The organism is Brasilonema sennae CENA114 (assembly GCF_006968745.1).
In the GTDB taxonomy this organism is placed as follows: Bacteria; Cyanobacteriota; Cyanobacteriia; order Cyanobacteriales; family Nostocaceae; genus Brasilonema; species Brasilonema sennae.
In genome coordinates this window covers 777,103-795,306 of the sequence record NZ_CP030118.1, presented here as the reverse complement: position 1 = coordinate 795,306, position 18,204 = coordinate 777,103, and the positions used below count along the sequence as shown (strand labels likewise).

At 42.0% G+C, this 18,204-nt stretch carries 18 protein-coding genes, 2 tRNA genes, 1 pseudogene and 1 CRISPR repeat array; of the genes and pseudogenes, 11 read left to right on the top strand and 10 right to left on the bottom strand.

The annotated features are described in order from the left end of the window. The first annotated feature begins 59 nt into the window (after positions 1–59). The 3 genes from DP114_RS03340 to plsY all read left to right on the top strand — a co-directional run bounded on the left by DP114_RS03340 (position 60) and on the right by plsY (position 2,682). On the top strand, positions 60–479 hold the full coding sequence (locus tag DP114_RS03340) for a DUF3119 family protein (protein ID WP_169266293.1): 420 nt from the start codon (positions 60–62) through the stop codon (positions 477–479). Between the two features lie 139 nt (positions 480–618). Continuing rightward, a complete protein-coding gene (locus DP114_RS03335) occupies positions 619–1,914 on the top strand; it encodes a DUF3086 domain-containing protein (RefSeq protein ID WP_171978108.1) in 1,296 nt (431 codons plus the stop codon). Between the two features lie 75 nt (positions 1,915–1,989). Beyond that, entirely contained in the window at positions 1,990–2,682 is a 693-nt protein-coding gene (gene plsY / locus DP114_RS03330) for a glycerol-3-phosphate 1-O-acyltransferase PlsY (protein WP_171975453.1), read from the top strand. A gap of 313 nt (positions 2,683–2,995) precedes the next feature. On the opposite strand, the gene DP114_RS03325 is transcribed toward plsY, so the two are convergent. Further along, positions 2,996–3,868: a DUF4388 domain-containing protein gene (locus tag DP114_RS03325; RefSeq protein WP_169266291.1), complete on the bottom strand. Its 873-nt coding sequence runs from the start codon at positions 3,866–3,868 to the stop codon at positions 2,996–2,998. Positions 3,869–4,407: 539 nt separating this feature from the next. On the opposite strand from DP114_RS03325, the gene DP114_RS03320 reads away from it, so the two are divergent. From DP114_RS03320 to DP114_RS03305, 4 genes are all read left to right on the top strand, one after another. After that, positions 4,408–5,169: a DUF6816 family protein gene (locus DP114_RS03320; RefSeq protein ID WP_171975452.1), complete on the top strand. Its 762-nt coding sequence runs from the start codon at positions 4,408–4,410 to the stop codon at positions 5,167–5,169. Positions 5,170–5,434: 265 nt separating this feature from the next. Further along, positions 5,435–7,255, top strand: a complete 1,821-nt coding sequence (locus DP114_RS03315; RefSeq protein ID WP_169266290.1) for an ABC transporter ATP-binding protein — start codon at positions 5,435–5,437, stop codon at positions 7,253–7,255. Positions 7,256–7,365: 110 nt separating this feature from the next. Next, a tRNA-Tyr gene (locus tag DP114_RS03310) sits at positions 7,366–7,448 on the top strand. Positions 7,449–7,541: 93 nt separating this feature from the next. Next, positions 7,542–7,613, top strand: a tRNA-Thr gene (locus DP114_RS03305). A gap of 574 nt (positions 7,614–8,187) precedes the next feature. On the opposite strand, the pseudogene DP114_RS03300 reads toward DP114_RS03305, so the two are convergent. Then, positions 8,188–9,297 (bottom strand): annotated as a pseudogene (locus DP114_RS03300) (IS630 family transposase). A 130-nt stretch (positions 9,298–9,427) separates the two neighbouring features. Continuing rightward, positions 9,428–9,760: direct repeats of the CRISPR family, unit length 37 nt; unit sequence CTTTCAACCCGCCTCAAGCGTCGAGGGGCGTTGAAAC. A gap of 515 nt (positions 9,761–10,275) precedes the next feature. After that, positions 10,276–12,213 (bottom strand): type V CRISPR-associated protein Cas12k, encoded by a 1,938-nt coding sequence (gene cas12k / locus DP114_RS03295; RefSeq protein ID WP_169266289.1) that lies wholly within the window; start codon positions 12,211–12,213, stop codon positions 10,276–10,278. 69 nt (positions 12,214–12,282) lie between these two features. Between cas12k and DP114_RS03290 the strand changes: the two genes are divergently transcribed. The 3 genes from DP114_RS03290 to DP114_RS03280 all read left to right on the top strand — a co-directional run bounded on the left by DP114_RS03290 (position 12,283) and on the right by DP114_RS03280 (position 13,254). Beyond that, positions 12,283–12,741 carry a MerR family transcriptional regulator gene (locus DP114_RS03290; protein ID WP_169266288.1) on the top strand — a complete coding sequence of 153 codons (459 nt, stop codon included), beginning with the start codon at positions 12,283–12,285 and terminating at the stop codon, positions 12,739–12,741. After that, positions 12,731–12,883: a hypothetical protein gene (locus DP114_RS03285; protein WP_169266277.1), complete on the top strand. Its 153-nt coding sequence runs from the start codon at positions 12,731–12,733 to the stop codon at positions 12,881–12,883. Before DP114_RS03290 ends, DP114_RS03285 begins: the two co-directional genes overlap by 11 nt. Positions 12,884–12,975: 92 nt before the next feature. Continuing rightward, positions 12,976–13,254, top strand: a complete 279-nt coding sequence (locus tag DP114_RS03280; protein ID WP_171975450.1) for a restriction endonuclease subunit S — start codon at positions 12,976–12,978, stop codon at positions 13,252–13,254. A gap of 77 nt (positions 13,255–13,331) precedes the next feature. On the opposite strand, the gene DP114_RS03275 is transcribed toward DP114_RS03280, so the two are convergent. Then, positions 13,332–13,517 carry a hypothetical protein gene (locus DP114_RS03275; protein WP_169266286.1) on the bottom strand — a complete coding sequence of 62 codons (186 nt, stop codon included), beginning with the start codon at positions 13,515–13,517 and terminating at the stop codon, positions 13,332–13,334. Positions 13,518–13,723: 206 nt separating this feature from the next. Between DP114_RS03275 and DP114_RS03270 the strand changes: the two genes are divergently transcribed. Beyond that, on the top strand, positions 13,724–14,236 hold the full coding sequence (locus DP114_RS03270) for a MerR family transcriptional regulator (RefSeq protein ID WP_169266285.1): 513 nt from the start codon (positions 13,724–13,726) through the stop codon (positions 14,234–14,236). Between the two features lie 9 nt (positions 14,237–14,245). Here DP114_RS03270 and DP114_RS03265 read toward each other — a convergent pair whose 3' ends face one another. From DP114_RS03265 to DP114_RS03240, 6 genes are all read right to left on the bottom strand, one after another. Beyond that, a complete protein-coding gene (locus DP114_RS03265; RefSeq protein ID WP_169266284.1) occupies positions 14,246–14,749 on the bottom strand; it encodes a TniQ family protein in 504 nt (167 codons plus the stop codon). Continuing rightward, positions 14,749–14,895: a hypothetical protein gene (locus tag DP114_RS34655; RefSeq protein ID WP_246163044.1), complete on the bottom strand. Its 147-nt coding sequence runs from the start codon at positions 14,893–14,895 to the stop codon at positions 14,749–14,751. Before DP114_RS34655 ends, DP114_RS03265 begins: the two co-directional genes overlap by 1 nt. Before the next feature lie 35 nt (positions 14,896–14,930). Further along, entirely contained in the window at positions 14,931–15,830 is a 900-nt protein-coding gene (locus DP114_RS03255; RefSeq protein ID WP_246163043.1) for a helix-turn-helix domain-containing protein, read from the bottom strand. Positions 15,831–16,239: 409 nt separating this feature from the next. After that, entirely contained in the window at positions 16,240–17,418 is a 1,179-nt protein-coding gene (locus DP114_RS03250; RefSeq protein ID WP_171975449.1) for an alpha/beta hydrolase, read from the bottom strand. Between the two features lie 77 nt (positions 17,419–17,495). Continuing rightward, positions 17,496–17,840, bottom strand: a complete 345-nt coding sequence (locus DP114_RS03245; protein WP_171975448.1) for a DUF3593 domain-containing protein — start codon at positions 17,838–17,840, stop codon at positions 17,496–17,498. Next, positions 17,837–18,184 carry a DUF2499 domain-containing protein gene (locus tag DP114_RS03240; RefSeq protein ID WP_171975447.1) on the bottom strand — a complete coding sequence of 116 codons (348 nt, stop codon included), beginning with the start codon at positions 18,182–18,184 and terminating at the stop codon, positions 17,837–17,839. The genes DP114_RS03245 and DP114_RS03240 overlap by 4 nt, the downstream gene beginning before the upstream one ends. Between the last annotated feature and the right edge of the window lie 20 nt (positions 18,185–18,204).

Below are 18,204 nucleotides of genomic sequence, written 5' to 3'. Positions count from 1 at the left end.
CTGATTGGAGTGAGGATTTATAGTCCTTAGTCTATACACTAGCTCCTAGAATAGAAATAATGTTTACTAAGGAAACAGGAGTTTTGACTGTGACGACTTCATATACGTCTAACCCCGCATCTACCACCGTCGAGCTCAAGTCTAGTTACAATATACCCTTGGTGTTAGTGGTTGCAGCAATCCCAATGCTGATTGTACAACCTTGGGTGGCAGGCTTGATGGGTCTTTTTGGCTTGTTTCTCATGTTTCAAGCTGTCACACTGCGTCTGTTATTTACTCCTACCGATTTGGATATTTACAGAGGTGAAAAATTAATTCGGCGCTTTCCCTACCGGGAATGGCAAAACTGGCGGATATTCTGGAATCGGGTTCCTATTCTGTTTTACTTTAAAGAAGTTAAAAGTATTCACTTTCTGCCGATTTTATTTGATCCTAATACTCTCAAAACTTGCTTAGAACAACGCTGTCCGCGCATTTAGTCCCAAGAGCAAGTTTGCAAATGACTCAGAACAGAGGACTCATTGCTCAGAACTATTTTGGACTTAAGACTTTGATAGCAAGTAAATTATATATTGCTGAAAGCTATTTATTCGCGTCATAGGAATGACACTGTTGTTTATGAACCCAGAGGAATTTCAAACACCACAACCAACTGATGAGTCGTTCAAGCACAAAGAACAACCCAAAGTTAAACAACCAGAAAACTCTAAAGTTGAGTCAGTGGTGGAAATAGCAGCGCAAAACTCCAAAGTTGACACACAGAATAAGCCGCTGTCGTCGTCTTCTGCTGTGTCTCATTCAGGCGCAGCAGAGCAAAATCTTATAGATGAGTTAACGCCAGAGTCAACTGCCGAGGTTGTGACGCTTTTAGAAGAGGAAATTACCGCGCTGGGATCACAAGTAGAATCAGAACCACAAAATTATCGTCAACAAGAGGAACTCACACAACGAGTTGCACAGTTGCAAAGCCAAAAACAAGCGCTGAAAGAAGAAATAGCAAATTTGCAAGCCTCTTACAAAACTCTTTACAGCCAGTTGGGCGAAACTCAAATGACGATGACGCAACTGGTGCAAGAGGCGCTTTCTGGGCTAGAACAACGTAAAGCAGCGCTGCAAATTTCTGTAGAACAGTTGGAACGGCGTCAAGAACGGATTCGCAATGAGATGCGAACCACTTTTGCAGGCACTTCTCAAGACTTAGCAATTCGGGTACAAGGTTTTAAAGACTACCTCACAGGTAGTTTACAAGATCTGGCAGCAGCAGCAGAACAGTTGCAACTCGTGCCAAAACCGAAACCAGAACCAGAAAAGCTAGAAGTAAAAGAGGTCAAGCAAGCCCAAGCGCAAAGCGCAACACCACAATTTGCTCAACAGCAGTTTCAAGATACGACAAAACAAGTGCGCCGTTTGATTGATCAGTATCGCGCGAAACCAGATTATTATGGTCCACCGTGGCAACTGCGTCGCACTTTTGAACCAGTTCATGCAGAACGAGTTTCTAACTGGTTTTTTAGCCAAGGAGGACGAGGTGCTTTGCGGACGACGGGCAGTCGGTTGCAGAATATTCTTATTGCCTCAGCAGTGATTTCGATATTACACCAATTGTATAGCGATCGCCTCCGCACTTTAGTATTAGCAAATACACCAGAACGCTTGGGTGAATGGCGACGAGGTTTACAGGACTGCTTAGGAATTGGTCGTCCAGATTTTGGACCAGACAAGGGTATGGTATTATTTGAAACTCCAGAAGCTTTAGCACAAAAAGCAGACCGACTCGTAAAAGCCAATCAACTACCTTTGATTTTGATTGATGATTCTGAAGAGCAAATTAGTTTGGGACTCTTGCAGTTTCCTTTGTGGTTAGCCTTTGCTCCTGACCCCAAAATGATGAGAAATTATGATGATGACTATTAATGAGTCATTAGTCATTAGTCATTCTTCTTGACTTTTTTGAATTTTGAATTTTGAATTTTGAATTTTGAATTGTTTATGGCTATTTGGTTAAGTTTGTGCGGAGCAGTTTTGGTGTTAGCTTATCTCGTGGGTTCTACACCCACTGGATACACTGTAGCTAAGCGATTGAAAGGTATTGATCTCAGGGAAGTTGGTTCCGGTTCAACTGGTGCAACTAATGTGCTGAGAACTCTGGGAAAAGGGCCAGGGGCTTTTGTTTTAATGATAGATTGCTTGAAGGGAGTGTTAGCGATCGCTCTGGTTTGGTGGTTGTTCAACTTTGCCCCGAGTCAAAATCTTATTCCTTCAGAAGTTAATCCGCAATTGTGGCAACCTTGGATGGTGATTTTATCTGGGTTAGCTGCCATACTTGGACATAGTAAATCAATTTTTCTCGGTTTTGCTGGTGGTAAATCTGTTGCAACTGGTTTAGGTATTTTACTGGCGATGAATTGGCAGGTTGGTTTAGCTACGTTTGGCGTTTTTGCTATTGTCGTGGCTATATCGCGGATGGTCTCTTTGAGTTCGATCACTGCAGCTATTGGCGTTTCTCTTTTTATGGTGCTTGTGCATCAACCTTTACCTTACATCCTCTTTGGTGTTGTTGGTGGCTTGTATGTTATTTTGCGACACAGTAGCAATATTGGGCGTATACTTGCAGGCACTGAACCAAAATTAGGGCAGAACTTACAGTTGGAAGCGGTAGAAAGTGTAAACTCAGCAAGTTAGCTGATGTAGGTTAGTTCTCAGATTTTGGTATTCTCTAACATCTAAGCAAATTGACACTCCCCGATCGCTCACCAGACGGGGATTCTTGGTTAGTTGACTCGCCGTTAGACGACAGGGTTTTCAGCCTACTTTCTTATAAAACTGTCAGCCATTGAATCCAAAATGGCGTAGAGCTATCTGCGTGGAGCGCAGATCGCGTAAGCGCAAAGCGCACGCTAAGAGAGTTCGCGCAGCGTCTGAGCAGGAGATACAAAGCAGCGTCTCGTAGAGAAGCTATCGCTCCTCACAAAAGTGTCAAAGCAACTTGTGAAACTTAGGTTTTTAAAAAACCAACCAGATTTTGTAAAAACGAAGTACTTATCTTGAATGTTTCTGAGTTTTTGGATTTTTTGAATCCGAAAACAGAGGAATTGTCCGAGTTAGAATTCATCGGATCATTTGTTTTATTAACTATAAACTCTGCTACGGAAACTTCTTCTACCAAACCCACAAGCATGAGCCGGAAAGCAGCTTGCTGAACTATGGTTATTGGTTGGTTGAGTTGAGATGCGATCGCACTTAAAGAAATACTACCATCAGCCAATTCCCACACTTGCCACTCTAATGTATTCAAGTGTATCTGGGGTTTGTCATCAGTTTTACTTCTAATTCCAGAACTCACATCTGGGAGTACCTCAGCAAGCATGTTCCAGTTTTTTAACCCTCTGACAGCCATAAGAGCCACTTCTAGTGTTCTCAAGCTGAGTCCTGTCATCTCCTGCAAAGGCAAATTTGCCTTAGTATCTAGTTTAAAAACTCCCTTTTGGATTTCAAAAAGCTCTCGAATTTGGTGTAATTGGCTGGCGAATAATGAATTTAGCTGTTCAATACTTAATATTCCTTGAGTTTTTAATAGTGATCCCAGCGGTAGTGTTGCTGCTGTTTGCGTCCAAACTTCTTCAATAATTTGCTGGTTTACCCAGCCCCGTTGTGTCATCTTGTAAGATAAACCTTGACCATTTAAGTGATTAGCTGCAGCAACAATACAGCCTAATCGAAACCAAATGTAGTAGTAATGGGATTTAGAACCTGGTATATGAATGTCTGGTAAAGTACAAACCGTTAAACAACCGGATTTACGCCCTTGATCAATCAGTTGAAACAATTCAGCCAAGGAAAAATCCGTAAAAGAACTAGATATGCTCATCCGTGCAAATACTATAAAAGAGTCAAATTATACAAACAAACCACCCTGATATTTTTTTAGCCACTATGTTTGATAGGGAGCATCCTAGTTTTGAAAAAAGACGAGTAATGGCGGCAGCTTTTGGGGGGAAGCGGGGGAACATAACGTGCCTTGGAGCATCTTACTCCATACTTGTAGCAGTAGCCGGCTGTCCGGTCTGCACTACAAGATGAAATCAATTTACACTCTTTGATACTTCCTGTTTTATACTTGCTTTTATGAAAAAACTTAAAAGAGATATACCTGCAAAAAGATCGAGTTTCAATAGTCCATTGCAGTCAAAAATGACTATTGACAAATTACGACTATCATGAACAGTTTGACAACTCAAATAGAATTGTTATTCCGATTTTATAATAACAAAGAAATGGAGTGAAATCTTGAATTTTTCGATATTTGAGTTAACTTTTATGAATAAATAGCAATTAAATTTTTAATTGAATAAGTTATGACTCTATTGAAAGTTGATATATTGGCAAAATTTTCTCATGATGTATGTTATGAATGTAATTTGGAGTTTTTGCTTGATTTTTGTATTCCTGGTATTTCAAGCTGAGGCTCAAGCCGGAGAGTTATCTGAACGTTTGGCACATTTTCCCGAATGGGAAAAATTAACTTCCGTGCGACCTGCTGTGGGAGATTTGGTTTATCCTAACTGGATGATGGGTTCTTGGCAGGTGAAAAGTACGCTGATAGATTTAGTCGCACCGTTAGCTCCTGATATCGTCACACCAGGATTTGAGGGTAATCGTGAATATCTCAACAAACCTGTCAGTTTTGAAGTGCGATTTGTTCGGGAAACAACGCCTCATTCTGGATTGAAAATCATCCCCCGAACAACTAGCAAATCAGAAGTCGTGGCAGATAGAGCTTTTAATGGCTTGAATTTGGCACGCTCATATTTAGGTAACAGCGTGTTATCAGTCAAAGTCGATCCAAATTCTCCTAATCGTCAGATTACGTTTTTACGTGGTGAGCGTCAGCTTGTTTCTATTGTTACAGCACGTGCTACAGAAACAACGCCAGATGGTAAATTCATCACAACAGAATTATTTCAACAACTGTTTAAAGGTGGTGGGCGTCCTTATTTCAATACTGTGGAATCTACGACTGCATATCGCAAACTGAACCAGTTAAATCCTACCATAGAGGCAGATCAAGTCACTGCTATTTATTTGTCGCCTCAAGATCCAAATTACTTTGCCGCTCTTTCTCAACCAGTTGCACTTTATCGCTATCACTTGGAATTTTTCGCCCAATAGTCACCGATGAAGAAATACGCTTAACAGGGAACGCTTAACAGGGAATAGGGAACGCTTAACTCTTAACAGAGAGCAGGAGGAAAGAATTAGAGATGAATCATTTGTATCAGGTCCGATCGTGAAATGGTATTGAAATCAATAACTCCTCGCAACTCAACTCCTTCTAAAGGATGATTTACCATTCTTAACTATTGACTGCAATGTAGTATAATTGTAGTATAAGCTTTCAGGAGTTATAGACTAGCGCTCCAAGGGCAGGTGCATCATGGCAAATTTTCGAGATATTCTCAACTATTTCCGTCCCTACTGGTCGCTAAGTATTTTCAGTATCGCAGCAACCAGCATTTACGAGGTTATTGATTTGGTTGTTCCTTATGGGATTGGGCAAATTTTAAACGTTTTGTCTAATCAACCATTAGATAAACCACTTGAAGGAGTGATTGCCACAATCTCAAAGCTAACCAATAACCCAGTCAATAAACCTCTAGAGTTGGGTGTATTGCTGAGTTTAATTTTTCTTGTCACCGTGTTGAAAGCGCCGACTCAGCCTTGGCTAACGACTTGGTTTCACTGGGATATAGCCTTAAGAGCACGTCGTGATCAGAACCAAAAAGCGATTGAGAAAATTCTTACTCTACCACTAGAATTTTATGATGAAAACAACCCCGGACGCATTGCCGGACGAGTCGCAAGAGGTGTCACCAACCACACCTGGAGTTATCCTGAGATTTCTGGACAGTTGATTCCCAAACTGTTCCGCGTATTGGGAATTTTTGTGTTCATCTGGTTTGTTGACTGGCGAGTTGCGGTTCTCTATCTCATTTCCTTTGTCATTATCCTAAGCTTTACCTTAAGAAAATTGCAGCAATTGATTTGGCGCGAAAACCGCCTGGATAAATACATGGAAGATACCGAAAGTCGGACTTCCGAAATCATCTCCAATATCAAAACAGTCAAAGCATTTGCTACTGAAGCAAAAGAACTACAACGGCAAAAACGACGCTTGATTCGTGAACTGAGGGTGATTGAAACTCGTATCCACAAAGGTTATGTCAAGCTCAATACCTGGCAAAAAACTATGATTCAGTTTTGTGTTTTTACAGTGCTAGGTTTGACGTTGGTGGAGACAGTAAAAGGTCAAATTTCCCTAGGTCACTTTGTCATGACTTTAACTCTTTCCAGCATGGCTTATGCCGAGTTGGAACCTATCAGCGTCCTAGCGGAGGTTTTTGCCCGTCGCTATCCTTCAATGATGCGGTTTCACGAGTTCCTCAAAGTCCCAATCAGAGTCGATGGAGTTGGACTTTTAGAAGAGCGAAACATTGCAAATAATCCTTACCAATTTACAGGGAAAGTCGAGTTTTCACACGTCAGTTTTGGATATCAATCTGAACGTCCAGTTTTGGAAGATATCAATCTTTTGATAGAGCCATATCAAACAGTAGCGTTAGTCGGTCGTTCTGGTTCTGGTAAGTCTACCTTAGTGAAGCTGCTTTTGCAGTACTTTGAACCTCAACAAGGTCAAATTCTGATTGACGGTCAAGATATTCGCAGCCTTGATGTCGGAAGCTATAGACGAAGACTGGCTATAGTTCACCAAGAAGTCGATGTTTTCAACGGAACCTTGCTGGATAACCTGAGATACGGGAAGCCTGATGCTAGTTTTAAGCAGGTTCAAGAAGCCTGTAGAATCTCCAGACTAGATGAAGTCATACAGCACCTACCTGAAGGCTATTACACAGTAGTCGGTGAGAGGGGTGTGAGGTTGTCTGGTGGACAAAGACAGCGCTTAGGAATTGCTAGGGCATTAGTTATGGAACCAGACGTGCTGATTTTTGACGAAGCGACTTCCAGCTTAGACTACGAGTCAGAGCGTTCTATTCAACTAGCAATGCGCTCAATTCTGGGAACCCGTACTACAATCATCATTGCCCACCGTCTGAGTACAGTACGGGAAGCAGATAAAATTGTGGTTCTGGATAAGGGCAGGATTGTAGAAATAGGTAACCACGACGAACTCTTGCGCCACAAAGGAATTTACCGCCGCTTGCACTCACTGCAAGAAACAGGTGAACTCGTAAGCTAGGGCACAGGTTGTAGGGTATGGGATGGCTTAACTGTGCCCTATGACTTTTTTTTCAAAAAGAGCTTGCAATTTAAAAGTATTGTGATAACATAAGAAGTCGTGGACAACATGGGTCGATGTCCGAGTGGCTAAAGGAGGCGGACTGTAAATCCGCTGGCTAACGCCTACGCTAGTTCGAATCTAGCTCGGCCCATCTCAAATCTCAATATTATGTGTTGAGTATTGAGTCTGCGAAAAGCTAACGAATCTGTGAGTAGTCAATACTCATTTCTCAAAACTAAACGTTGCCCGTGTGGCTCAGTGGTAGAGCACACCCTTGGTAAGGGTGAGGTCACGAGTTCAATCCTCGTCACGGGCTTTCTATAAAATCACATCCTTCGGCAGCAGTTGTGTACATCAACTAATTATTTGTCACTGTTAACAGATTGATGTCACTTTTAACAAGTTAGTGTCAGTGTTAACAGAATAATTGTCACTTTACCAGACTTCCACGCTTAATCGACAAATAATTACTAGTTTTAACGAATTAAATGTCAACATTGCTGAGTTCATTCTCTAATTCTACTTTCAACGAAGAAGATTGAACTCGTGACCTCTTTCAACCCACCTATATTTAAAGAATATATTGGAATTTTGAGCCTAGCTTGCGGAACATAGTAATGCTCTTTTAACCTGCCCCTATGCGGAAGGTTTGTTGTAACCATGCGCGTTTAAACAACAGAATCAAGACAGCTTCTCTTTCAACCTGCCTCAAGCTAGGAGAGGCGTTGAAACGGTTTGTGAGCGTGATTTCCTCTTTTCTTTGAATGGACTTTCAACCCACCTCTTGCTAGGAGGGGCGTTGAAACTCAGGTGTGCAACGTTTGCCAGCTTCAAAAGCATAGCTTTCAACCCGCCTCAAGCTAGTAGTCCACCAAGGAAACTTTGCAGGGTTAAACTGAAGGATATAACCGCTCAAGTTTGTTCCGTGCATCTGTAGTTTGAAAGCGCCAGTTTACACTTGCCCGTTCTTGATTACGTTGTTTTTCCCAAGCGAGAATTTAAGATTTTAACATTTGTGCTTGTGGAATTCGTCGCTCTAAGCATTGACGGGACAAAACGGATAATTCAATCTCTACTTGATTTAACGCTCCTTGCGTGTTTTGGCGTATAGTGGAATTCCAGTTTTTGAACAATCCGGCGTGCTTCTTGTGGCTCAAAAACTTCATACAAGGCGGCAGGATTGTGAATATTAAGGTTATCGACTACCAAGCGAATAACATCAGCTTTTGGGCAGTAAACATCAACTAAATCCTTCATTTGCTTTGCGAAATCTACTTTTGTACGCCGTTGCGTAACTTCAATATGCCGCCATCCTGCCAAAGGTTGGAAATACGCAAATATATTAACACTACCGTTACGCTTATACTCGTAATCATAACGCTCGGGCTGGTCGGGTTCGGGAGGTAATGGTTGTCTAATCTCCTCTACAAGTTGATATGGGGTCTCATCAAAACAAATTACTGGGCGCTTGGGGTCATAAGGCTCGTTGTATAAATCTAATACATCTTCCATCCGCAAAACATACTCTGCATTCACTTCTGGAATACACCATTGCTCTCTCAACCACGGTTTGATTTCGTTTTTTTTAGAGTTTGACGCACTGTTTCGTCAGAAATAGAATCGACAACACCAAGGCTTATGAGTTGGTCTGCTAAAAGCTGCATTGTCCAACGCGTTCGTCCTTCAGGTGCAGTCGAACAGGCTGTAGCAACAAGAAAGGCTTCTTGCTTACCGTCAAGTTTACGAGGCTTCGGGGGATGAGGGCGGTCTTGAAGTGTATACTCCAATCCCCCAAGCACAAATTTTTCACGCGTGCGCTCGACAGTTGAAACATTAATTCGTAGGGTAGAAGCGATCACGTTATCTGAATAACCCTCACTCGCCATTAGAAGAATGTTCGCGCGGGTGATGCTTCGTGCCTTATGCTTACCTGTTTTAGTTAGCGATCGCAGTTGGGAAATCTCAGTCTCATTTAAGTCCACTATGTATTTTTTCACGATTATACCACCTTCTAAACCGTGGAAGTAGCTTATCAATAATCGGTATCACCCTGCAAAATTAGTTTGGTGGACTACTAGGAGGGGCGTTGAAACAAAGAATCGACGGTAAATTTCGTGCCAAATTTCTTGACTTTCAACCCGCCTCAAGCGTCGAGGGGCGTTGAAACCTCAAGGTGGGCTGACGTTCCAAAATAGACCATTTGTCCTTTCAACCCGCCTCAAGCGTCGAGGGGCGTTGAAACTTCCCTCTTATTCAGAGGAGAGGGAATGTCCGGATGCTTTCAACCCGCCTCAAGCGTCGAGGGGCGTTGAAACAGGGATGGGCGATTCTCATTTTCTTTCTCTCAAAGACTTTCAACCCGCCTCAAGCGTCGAGGGGCGTTGAAACATCTGCTTTTGAAAATCTTCACTAACAAAATCATGCAACTTTCAACCCGCCTCAAGCGTCGAGGGGCGTTGAAACCCCGCGCCTAAAACCCTTTATTTATCAAGACTTCTAGAAGCACTTTTGGCAAACCAACCAAAATCACTCGCTACTTGAAACTTAAAAAAGTAAATCAAGTGACAGATAACAACCTAGAAACCTTGCCAACAAACAGATTTGAAGATTTGGCAGCAACCCCAGGGAAATTGACTCCGCTTCGATTCGCCAAAAAAATAATTAAGGTGGGTTCCTCCTTGCTCGGAGGTGATTCAGTAGCCACCCTTCGGGTTCGCCACTTTGCCGGAAAGAAAATCTCCCCGGCAAGTGGACTCACCACTGCGGTAAACCCGCACCTCTATTACTGGGGGCGCACCTGATTCCTATCCACAAGGGATAGCAGCTTCAAGGTGGGCAGCTACCAGGGTCAGAAAGCAAAACTGTTTGACAACAGTCAAACTAACCCACATTTACACAGTACAGAGGCTTGTAACAAGCATGAACTGCGGCGCTATTACTAACTCTTATTTTATTTTCAAGGTTCGGTATTTTGTCAATCAGGTTTTTTGACGGGAATGGTAAGCTGCGATCACTAATTCTTTCGCTTTCTGGTGTGGACTACCTCGAATCGGCTGTATTGCAGACTCTATGACAATTCCAGCTTTAGCTGCTTGACTTTGAACGCTAGAAATCAATCTGCCGTAGCTCCACTGATGGACGCTAACTCGGTACTCTTTGGCATACTTTTGTTGAACTTCTATTAAGTCTGATTTTTGTTCGGCTTTGGCTTGAATCTCACTCTGAACTTGCTCCCGCATATCGCTCAACTTGGGGAGAACGATACTTCCCGCAGAGTAAGTTTGGGCGATCGCCACAATTTCAGACGCCAGTAATCTGTCTACATACTGTCCTAACTCTGATTCTCCAAATTGATTCGGTGCAGCAAGCGTTTGGGCGATTTGGCGTTTGTGGGATAAGGAGTGCTTTTGCTTTTGTTGTCGGTTTAAAAGTTTGTAATTGTTGCCTAATAGCTGTTTAATACTGCGGTAGATAAGGACTTTACCTGTTGTGGCATCCACTACCGCTACTGTTGCAGGTTTTTCTAAACCGAGGCTTACACCCACAAGAACGTGGGATTGACCTTTGTGTAAAGGTTTACTTGGACGCGGAAACGGATTGCTGATTCTTGCTAAGGTGGAGTTTTTGCGTTTAATATGGGCTAGCTGTTTCTCATTTAGGTCGCCTTTTTCCTTTGTTTTAGTAATGGTTTTGGCAATTTCTTCTGCTTTTTCTTGTCTAACCAGTCCTGTTCCTTCATCTGTCCACAGACGGGTATCTACACAACAGTAGAGACTCAAGCGGTGAATGTTCCAAGGTACGGCTGCCGCCGCGCTACCGCGAACACGTTTACCTTCCTCTTGGAACCAAGTAATGCGTCCGCTACGGAGGGTGAATAAGCTACTAGAGTGTTGGTTTTTACTTTCATGCTTAATCTGTTGGTCTTCTAGAAAGCGTTGAAACCAGTGCAGATAACGTTGGTCGCAATAAACCTCAAATGTATGCTCGCTCAATCCATTGAATTTTACACAGATGCGTCCTTGGTGGTTTTTAAACCAAGTCATATCTTCGTTGGTTTCGTAAGCAATTGGAAATGGCACAGAACTTGATTGCCTTAAAAGACTGTCTTGCCAAGATATGAATTGTGCTTGATTGTTAGGAACTTGATGAGTAGCGACGAATAGAGTGTCTAACCATTTGGTATCAGTTAAATCTCGACCTTTGGGAATTCGAGCTTCTAGCTGTTCTCGGAGGCGTTCAATCTGAATTTCAATCTTGCGGTGACGTTGAGCAAATTTTTCCGGGTCTTCTTCTTTATCACTGACTTTACAGCCATTTTTGAGCAAATAACTAATAGCGCAACGAGTTAAAATGTCTTCTGTATCGCGGTAAGCCTGAAATAAAGTTGCAGATAAACTGCGATTGTTGTCTGAATTTTGAGATTTTCTGGTCTTTTTGACTGTATTACCTTTTTTCTCCTTAGCTTCCACTAGAGCAGACTGTGGACTCAATTGAGCCAAGATTTCATTAGCTTTTATACGAAGGCTGTCTAAAGTAACACCACTGGCTTCTACCAATTGTTCATCACTTCTAAGCATTTCTAGCCAGCGAGTTTTGCCTTCTAGTTTGTACTGTAACCGCTTCATCAGTGCCAACCAAGAAAAGTAGATGTAATTCACTGTGGCAATCGCACTTGCATAAAACCGTGCTGGTTGACTGATAAAACGAGGGTCAGTTTTCAAAGGTTGGCACAATTCTTTGACAATACCAGTCGGGTGTTTACCCTTTTGTCGCCAAGTCTCAAAGTCTTGATGTTGAGGCACATTGAGCAACAGTTCGTTAATCAGTGGCGTGTTTTTCTCTGCCATTAGCTTCCATAGCTGTTGGCGGGTAGATTCGCTTGCTACTAAACGACACTGAATAGTAATCTGGCTCATACGCTTACTAACATATATGTACACTAATAACATAAATGTTTGATTCGCCGCTGTGTCTACAATGATTTCATGCAAGAAACGTTTTTTACGAGTAAACAGGCGGCTGAAATCACAGGCTGCACCTTGCGTCAACTCCAGTACTGGCGTGAAAAGGGTGTCGTTGTTCCCGTTATCAGTGAGACGGGAACAGGGCGTAGTATTTATTACTCAAAAGCTAATATAGTTGAACTGGCAGCAATGGCATATTTACTGTCTACGGGGTTAAGTTTTGAACTAGCCAGTGAAACCCTTAAAAAGCTGAAAGACCAAGAGCCGGATTTGTTTAATTCAGGTAAGGGAAGGCGTTTTATGTTGCTATGGGATGGGAAAAAACGAACGCTTTTACTTATGGAGTTTGACCGAGAAAAGGCGATCACATCTCTAGATGAAGGTAAATCTGTGATTCCTGTATGGTTGGACGTAATTTATCAGCAGTTGGCGGTTAAGGAGCGAAAATCTTGCAGCGAAGTAAATAACTATGAGCAATGAAGCTAATACCTGTCGTAAGTATGTTGAGCCAAAGTTAGAGGACGCGGGGTGGGAGACACAACCGCTACGGGATGATAACGTTGACACTTATCGTTACTTTGGTAATCCTCTTTATACTTATGCTGTGTTCTTTGAGGGTTAAGGCACTTACAAGAAAAAAAATACCCAACGCAAGTCCTACGCCCTTCGGGCGCTTGACGACCTCCACGCGCCAACTCGTACACCAACTAGTTATTGAAGGTTGGGTATTTTTTTATTTGGATCTCCCTAAATGACTTACTTCTGGAACTAGTAGAAAAGTCTACACATGATACACGGAAACTAGAAACGCTAAAGCTTTTAAATTTCAAAATTCCAGTCCCACCTATCCCGGAACAACGCCGCATCGTCGCCTACCTTGATGAACTTCAAGCCAAGGTAGACACAATAAAACGACTGAGAGAAGAAGCTATGAAAGAACTTGATTCACTGCTACCTTCCATACTTGATAAAGCATTTAAAGGAGAGTTCTGATTAGCTAAAGTAGACTAAAGGCTCACCAGCCGCTAACTGATGAGCCTTTAGCAGTGAATCAGGACAGCCCGTAGAGCTTACTGGTTCTTGTGTTTAGTTGGATCAACTAGTCTGTACCGCTGGTTAGCTTCTGGAGTAGGGGGTAGTGGATTACCTTGCGTGGAGGTAATCTCATGCCCCTTACTACCACCACGCGGACCAGTTACTTCGTACTGTCCACTGGTAGGAGTTTTATCACCAGGTTTATACAGTTTGTCGTCCATTAAAAAAACCTCCTTTCTAGAAATACGACTCAATACTAACACTGTGTTCTACAAAAATGGCTATTTTGTAGAATATAGTTGTCAAAAAGGTAGTTAAGAAATATTAAGTTTTAGATAATTTCAAGAATTTGGTACAATATGAGACTAGCTAAAACCTATGGAGGTTAAAAACTAAATTCTAGAAAGCAAGGGGAAGGCAAGCTGCTATGAGCCAGATGATGGGTTTCACAAGAAAAGAGACAATGCAGTTGACAGGCTGCACATCTAGCCGACTTGCTTATCTAGAAAAAGTAGGTCTAATTATTCCTTACAGATATGGAACGAACAGCGGAAGACCTACTGTGGTTTTTAGTTGGGAGCAGCTTTTAGAAATTCGTGCTATCCGAAATTTAAGACAAGAAGATGTCTCTTTGCAGACAGTCAGAAAAATAATCGAATTTTTAGACCAAAGTGAATACGACAACAGGTTGAGAAATAAACAGTTAGTTGTTGTCGAAGATGAAGTCTTTTGGATAGAGCAAGACTGGTCTGACTTTGGCGCTAATATGCCTACAGCTTTAAAAGTTGCCAGCAAAAAAAATAAGGGAATAGGTCAGTATGTTTTACTGGTAATACCACCATTGATCGATATTGTTAAGGACATTTGGGAAGCGGCTCAAAATTCAAGAGTAATAGACTTTCAAAGCTTTAAAGAAAGGGCAAAAGCTGTACCAGCATAGAATGGGTTCTCAAACGAGCTTTTGATATCCAACCATCTCAACAAAGTTCAGAAAACACCGGTGACACCATCCATCCATCCACAACGCCGGAACCTTAAACCTTGCCCCGCAGTTAGGACACTCAGACAGCAAGCTTAAATTGTGGCTCGCGCATCCCTGCGTCACCTTAAACTGCCACTTAATTTTATGACAAGGTGACTGGGCATAACAAGCCGCACACAACCGAATTGGCTCTATTTTCATCCCCACTCCAGCAGGTGGCAACATCTGCTCTAACCTATCGGCATCAACCCCCACCACAGTAGCTAACGCCTCCAACTGCTGACGAGAAGGAGGAGGATTAAAGCGAAACTTTTCCCAACGTGCGATCGCTCCCCCAAGTCCCGCAGCTTTACCTAACCCAGTAGGCGTTAATTCATTTGCCCGTCGAAAGCGTCCCAAAAAATGACTCAAACTTTCCCCTTCCAATGGTTCAACTTGAAACAACCAGGGTTTAATATCTTCCGCTTCCATCACTTATATTCAGTAGCAACTTCCTTCAAAGTTTCTAAGTCAATCTTTTGTAGTCCGTTTTTCAAAGCCCGAATCGCAGACTCTCGCAAAATCATATCCATCAAACCGATATAGCCACCCGTCGCTTCTCCCAAAGTCTTCAACATCGTCTTACTCGAAAGATTGGAAGCAACTGGTAACTTTAAAATTTGCTTCTCCCAAATATCCACCGTCCGCTTAAAATCTTCCCCCGACATTTTCCCAAAACGGTACCCCCATCCGTATAAAAATGTTGCGGCAAACCAGAAGTACCCCATTCTTCATTAAGTGCATATTCTGAACTATATTGCTTGGGCAAAATTGCATGACGCAGCGCTAAAGCCACAACAGTCGAACTTGGTGCATCGTAGCCCAAGTTAATCCCCATAATGCAGCGCGAATAACTATCAATAACCGTTGTTAACCAAGGACGACTAAGAATTTTGCCTGAGCTGTCTACTAATAAAACATCAACTAGGGTGTGGTCGCATTGCCAAACTTGGTTACTATGTTCTACTTGTAAATCTTTCCCATCACGGGTTTTCACTGATAGCCGCGAACCACGCCAACCGGGAGAGCGAATACTTTTAGCTTTCTCCTCCTTATCAATTAAGGGTTTCAAAACACGGTAGACCGTCATGTGGGAAGGAGGCTTCACCCCTAGTTCATCTGCTCTCGCCTTAACTCTAACGGCTACCTGTTGGCGAGTCATTCTTTTACTGCCTTTATTACCCTCCTTATAGGTCTTCAAAATAAACTCTTGCCAGTTTTCATCGACTCGGTGCTTTCCTTTGTCAGCTCGTTGACCTTGAACTAGCCCAACTAAACCTTCTTGCTCCCACTTATCAATTAGACGCCTAACTGTGCGTACTGATTTGCCAAGTTTTTCTGCTGCTTCCTTGAGCCGTTCAGCGTATGTAGTGCGATCGCCTGCTGAGAGCAAACTTTGAATCACCTCCATTTTCAACTTCGCCTCATCCGAAAGTTCCGACACAATGACATTTGCTTCGGTGAGAGTGCTATTTGAGTTTGCAGGTGTTTTAGAAGAAGGAGCTTCCTGCATATACATATTTGTTTAATTGAAACACATATGTATATTATAACTACGCAGACTATGCAGAGTGACATTTAATCTGTTAAGTTTTCCAAAACTCGGTAATTTTTCTTGTCCCTGTAAAGTGACAGTTAAATTGTTAAAATTCGGCTATTAGACATTTAATTTGTTAATCGGGATTAACAGAGGTTGTGAGAAGTCTAATAATCAAAAACCTGCCATAACCTTGATTACAGCAGGATTTCAGTTATTTGCACGTTATGTGACAATATTTTGTTAAATTGACAAATAATTAGTTAATGTACAAGTTGTGTACAACCAACTACCCCGCTGCTTGAAAATTGTGCGATGTCTATTTACATCCCTAAGTACGTCTGGCAAAAGATGGTGTAACGATTGAATGCGTGACTTCCCCAAGTCAATTTTTCTTCGGCGAACCAGTCCCTAATATATCTAATAACGCTTTTCGATAAATCTTTATACCTTCAGCATTGAGATGGTCGCCATCACTCGTTAAATTGTCTTTTAAAACATTATTTTCATATAAAGGTTGTACACCGGATGATTCAACTGGCACATTTTCTGTTGTTGCAACTTGATTCATCACAGTATTTATTTCTTCCACTTTAGCCAATGGGGCTGAGACACTCGGATCAATACTCGCAGCAACTGTTGAGTAGAAAGCAGGAATCAGAAAAATTTCTTTAGTTCCCATTGCTCTGACTAAGGAAATAGCTTCTTTGAGTTTTTCGGTAAATAACTCATTGCTAAGTCCATACCAAGCATCATTTCCACCAATAGCAATTATAGTTTTTTGGCACTTCACATTAGCAGGAGCTAAAAGTTTCAGTTGTTCAACTAACGAAATTGCACTCAATCCATTTAAGGCAAAATTAAAAGTCCCCTCACCAAGAGAATTCCCGAGTTCAGCAGAAACAGAATCTCCAAATAAGCAACCTGAGAATTGCTTACCTTGGCTTGCTAGTATCTGATACTGGGTTTCGATTTGCCATATAGGTGTAGAACTGAGATTATCTTTTGGTGGTACATTAGGTGAATTTGAAGAAAAATTGGATTTCTTCATAATTTCTAATGCTGCAGGCACATCCACGACTAGTTTGTCACTGGGATAGGCTTCTAGAAAGCTGATGATTCCAAGACCTTCTTTTGAATTTGTTCCCAGGATAACAGCAGCTCTTAATGCCTGTATTCCAGCTTGATCACGACGTGCAATGCCCTTGGAAACCACAGCTAAAAGTCTTTTGCCAAGTTGTGTGTCTAGTAGCTTATCCACAGCCACAATATCAAGAGACATTTTTACCTGAAGAGCCTGTTGTAACATCTGTTGCTGTTTAGGATCCAAGTAATTCAGGAAAGATTTGAGTTCGGAAGAAACCTGCTGAGTTTCGGCATACGTACGTAAATCTTCCACAGGAAGTGACTGCTCAAAAAATCCATACCGGATCACAAATTTTTCAGCAGCAAAACTAGAAGATGAACTAAAAAGACTATCAAAAGTTAAAAATACTGCACAGCCTGATATACACAACAGAAAACGGCACAAAAACTTAATTGCTAAAGATATTTGCAATGACATGAATGATTTTTCCAGGTTTTGAAAAAATTTCGCTTACAGTTCTTTTCAGGTTTCATGAAAATGATGATTTGGCAATTTCACTCCTGAGAAAGAGTGGAAGATGACAAATCCTGCTTGGCAGAAGTAGAGGGGTTTGCCTGCTGCTTCTGAATAATAGCTTGCCGAAAACCCAGCACAACCAAAATATTAGCAAGTGTCAAGAAAAATTCTGCGCTTCCGTGCAGCCAATCAACATTTGCCAAAGACTTTCCATAATGCACTTGAGCATAAATCCCCGCTGGAATGGTGACGGCGACAAAGACAAGAGTACCGTAGAAACCATACAGTGCCAAACGGGGCATTTGCGGACTGCGGCTGAGAAACCACAAGAAACCCAAGTAGGGAAACAGGGAAAGGGCAAACAGGGTTTCTTTTGAAATCATTGCTTTGATTCTATAGTTTTGGTGGAGATGGGATTATTTGCAGTTTCGGCAGACTTAGTGGAACGCCAAATCCACACTGCAGCAGCCCAAAGGGTAAAATTACCCAATAAAGTCATACTAGCTTGCAGTGTTACCAACCATTCTAGAGATTCTGGGTTATCAAAATAGTGCCAAGTGCAAGCACACATGGCGCTGACCAGAGCAGGTAACATAGCAAAAGACAATCCCCACCAAGTACGGTTACCAGTGACTTCACCGTATTTCCAAATTAACCAAATAGCGGCAATCCACTCAATAACACTAGATACGTGAATAATCCAAGTCGGAATCGAAAGAGCGTTCATAAAAGTCAAAAAGTCAAGAG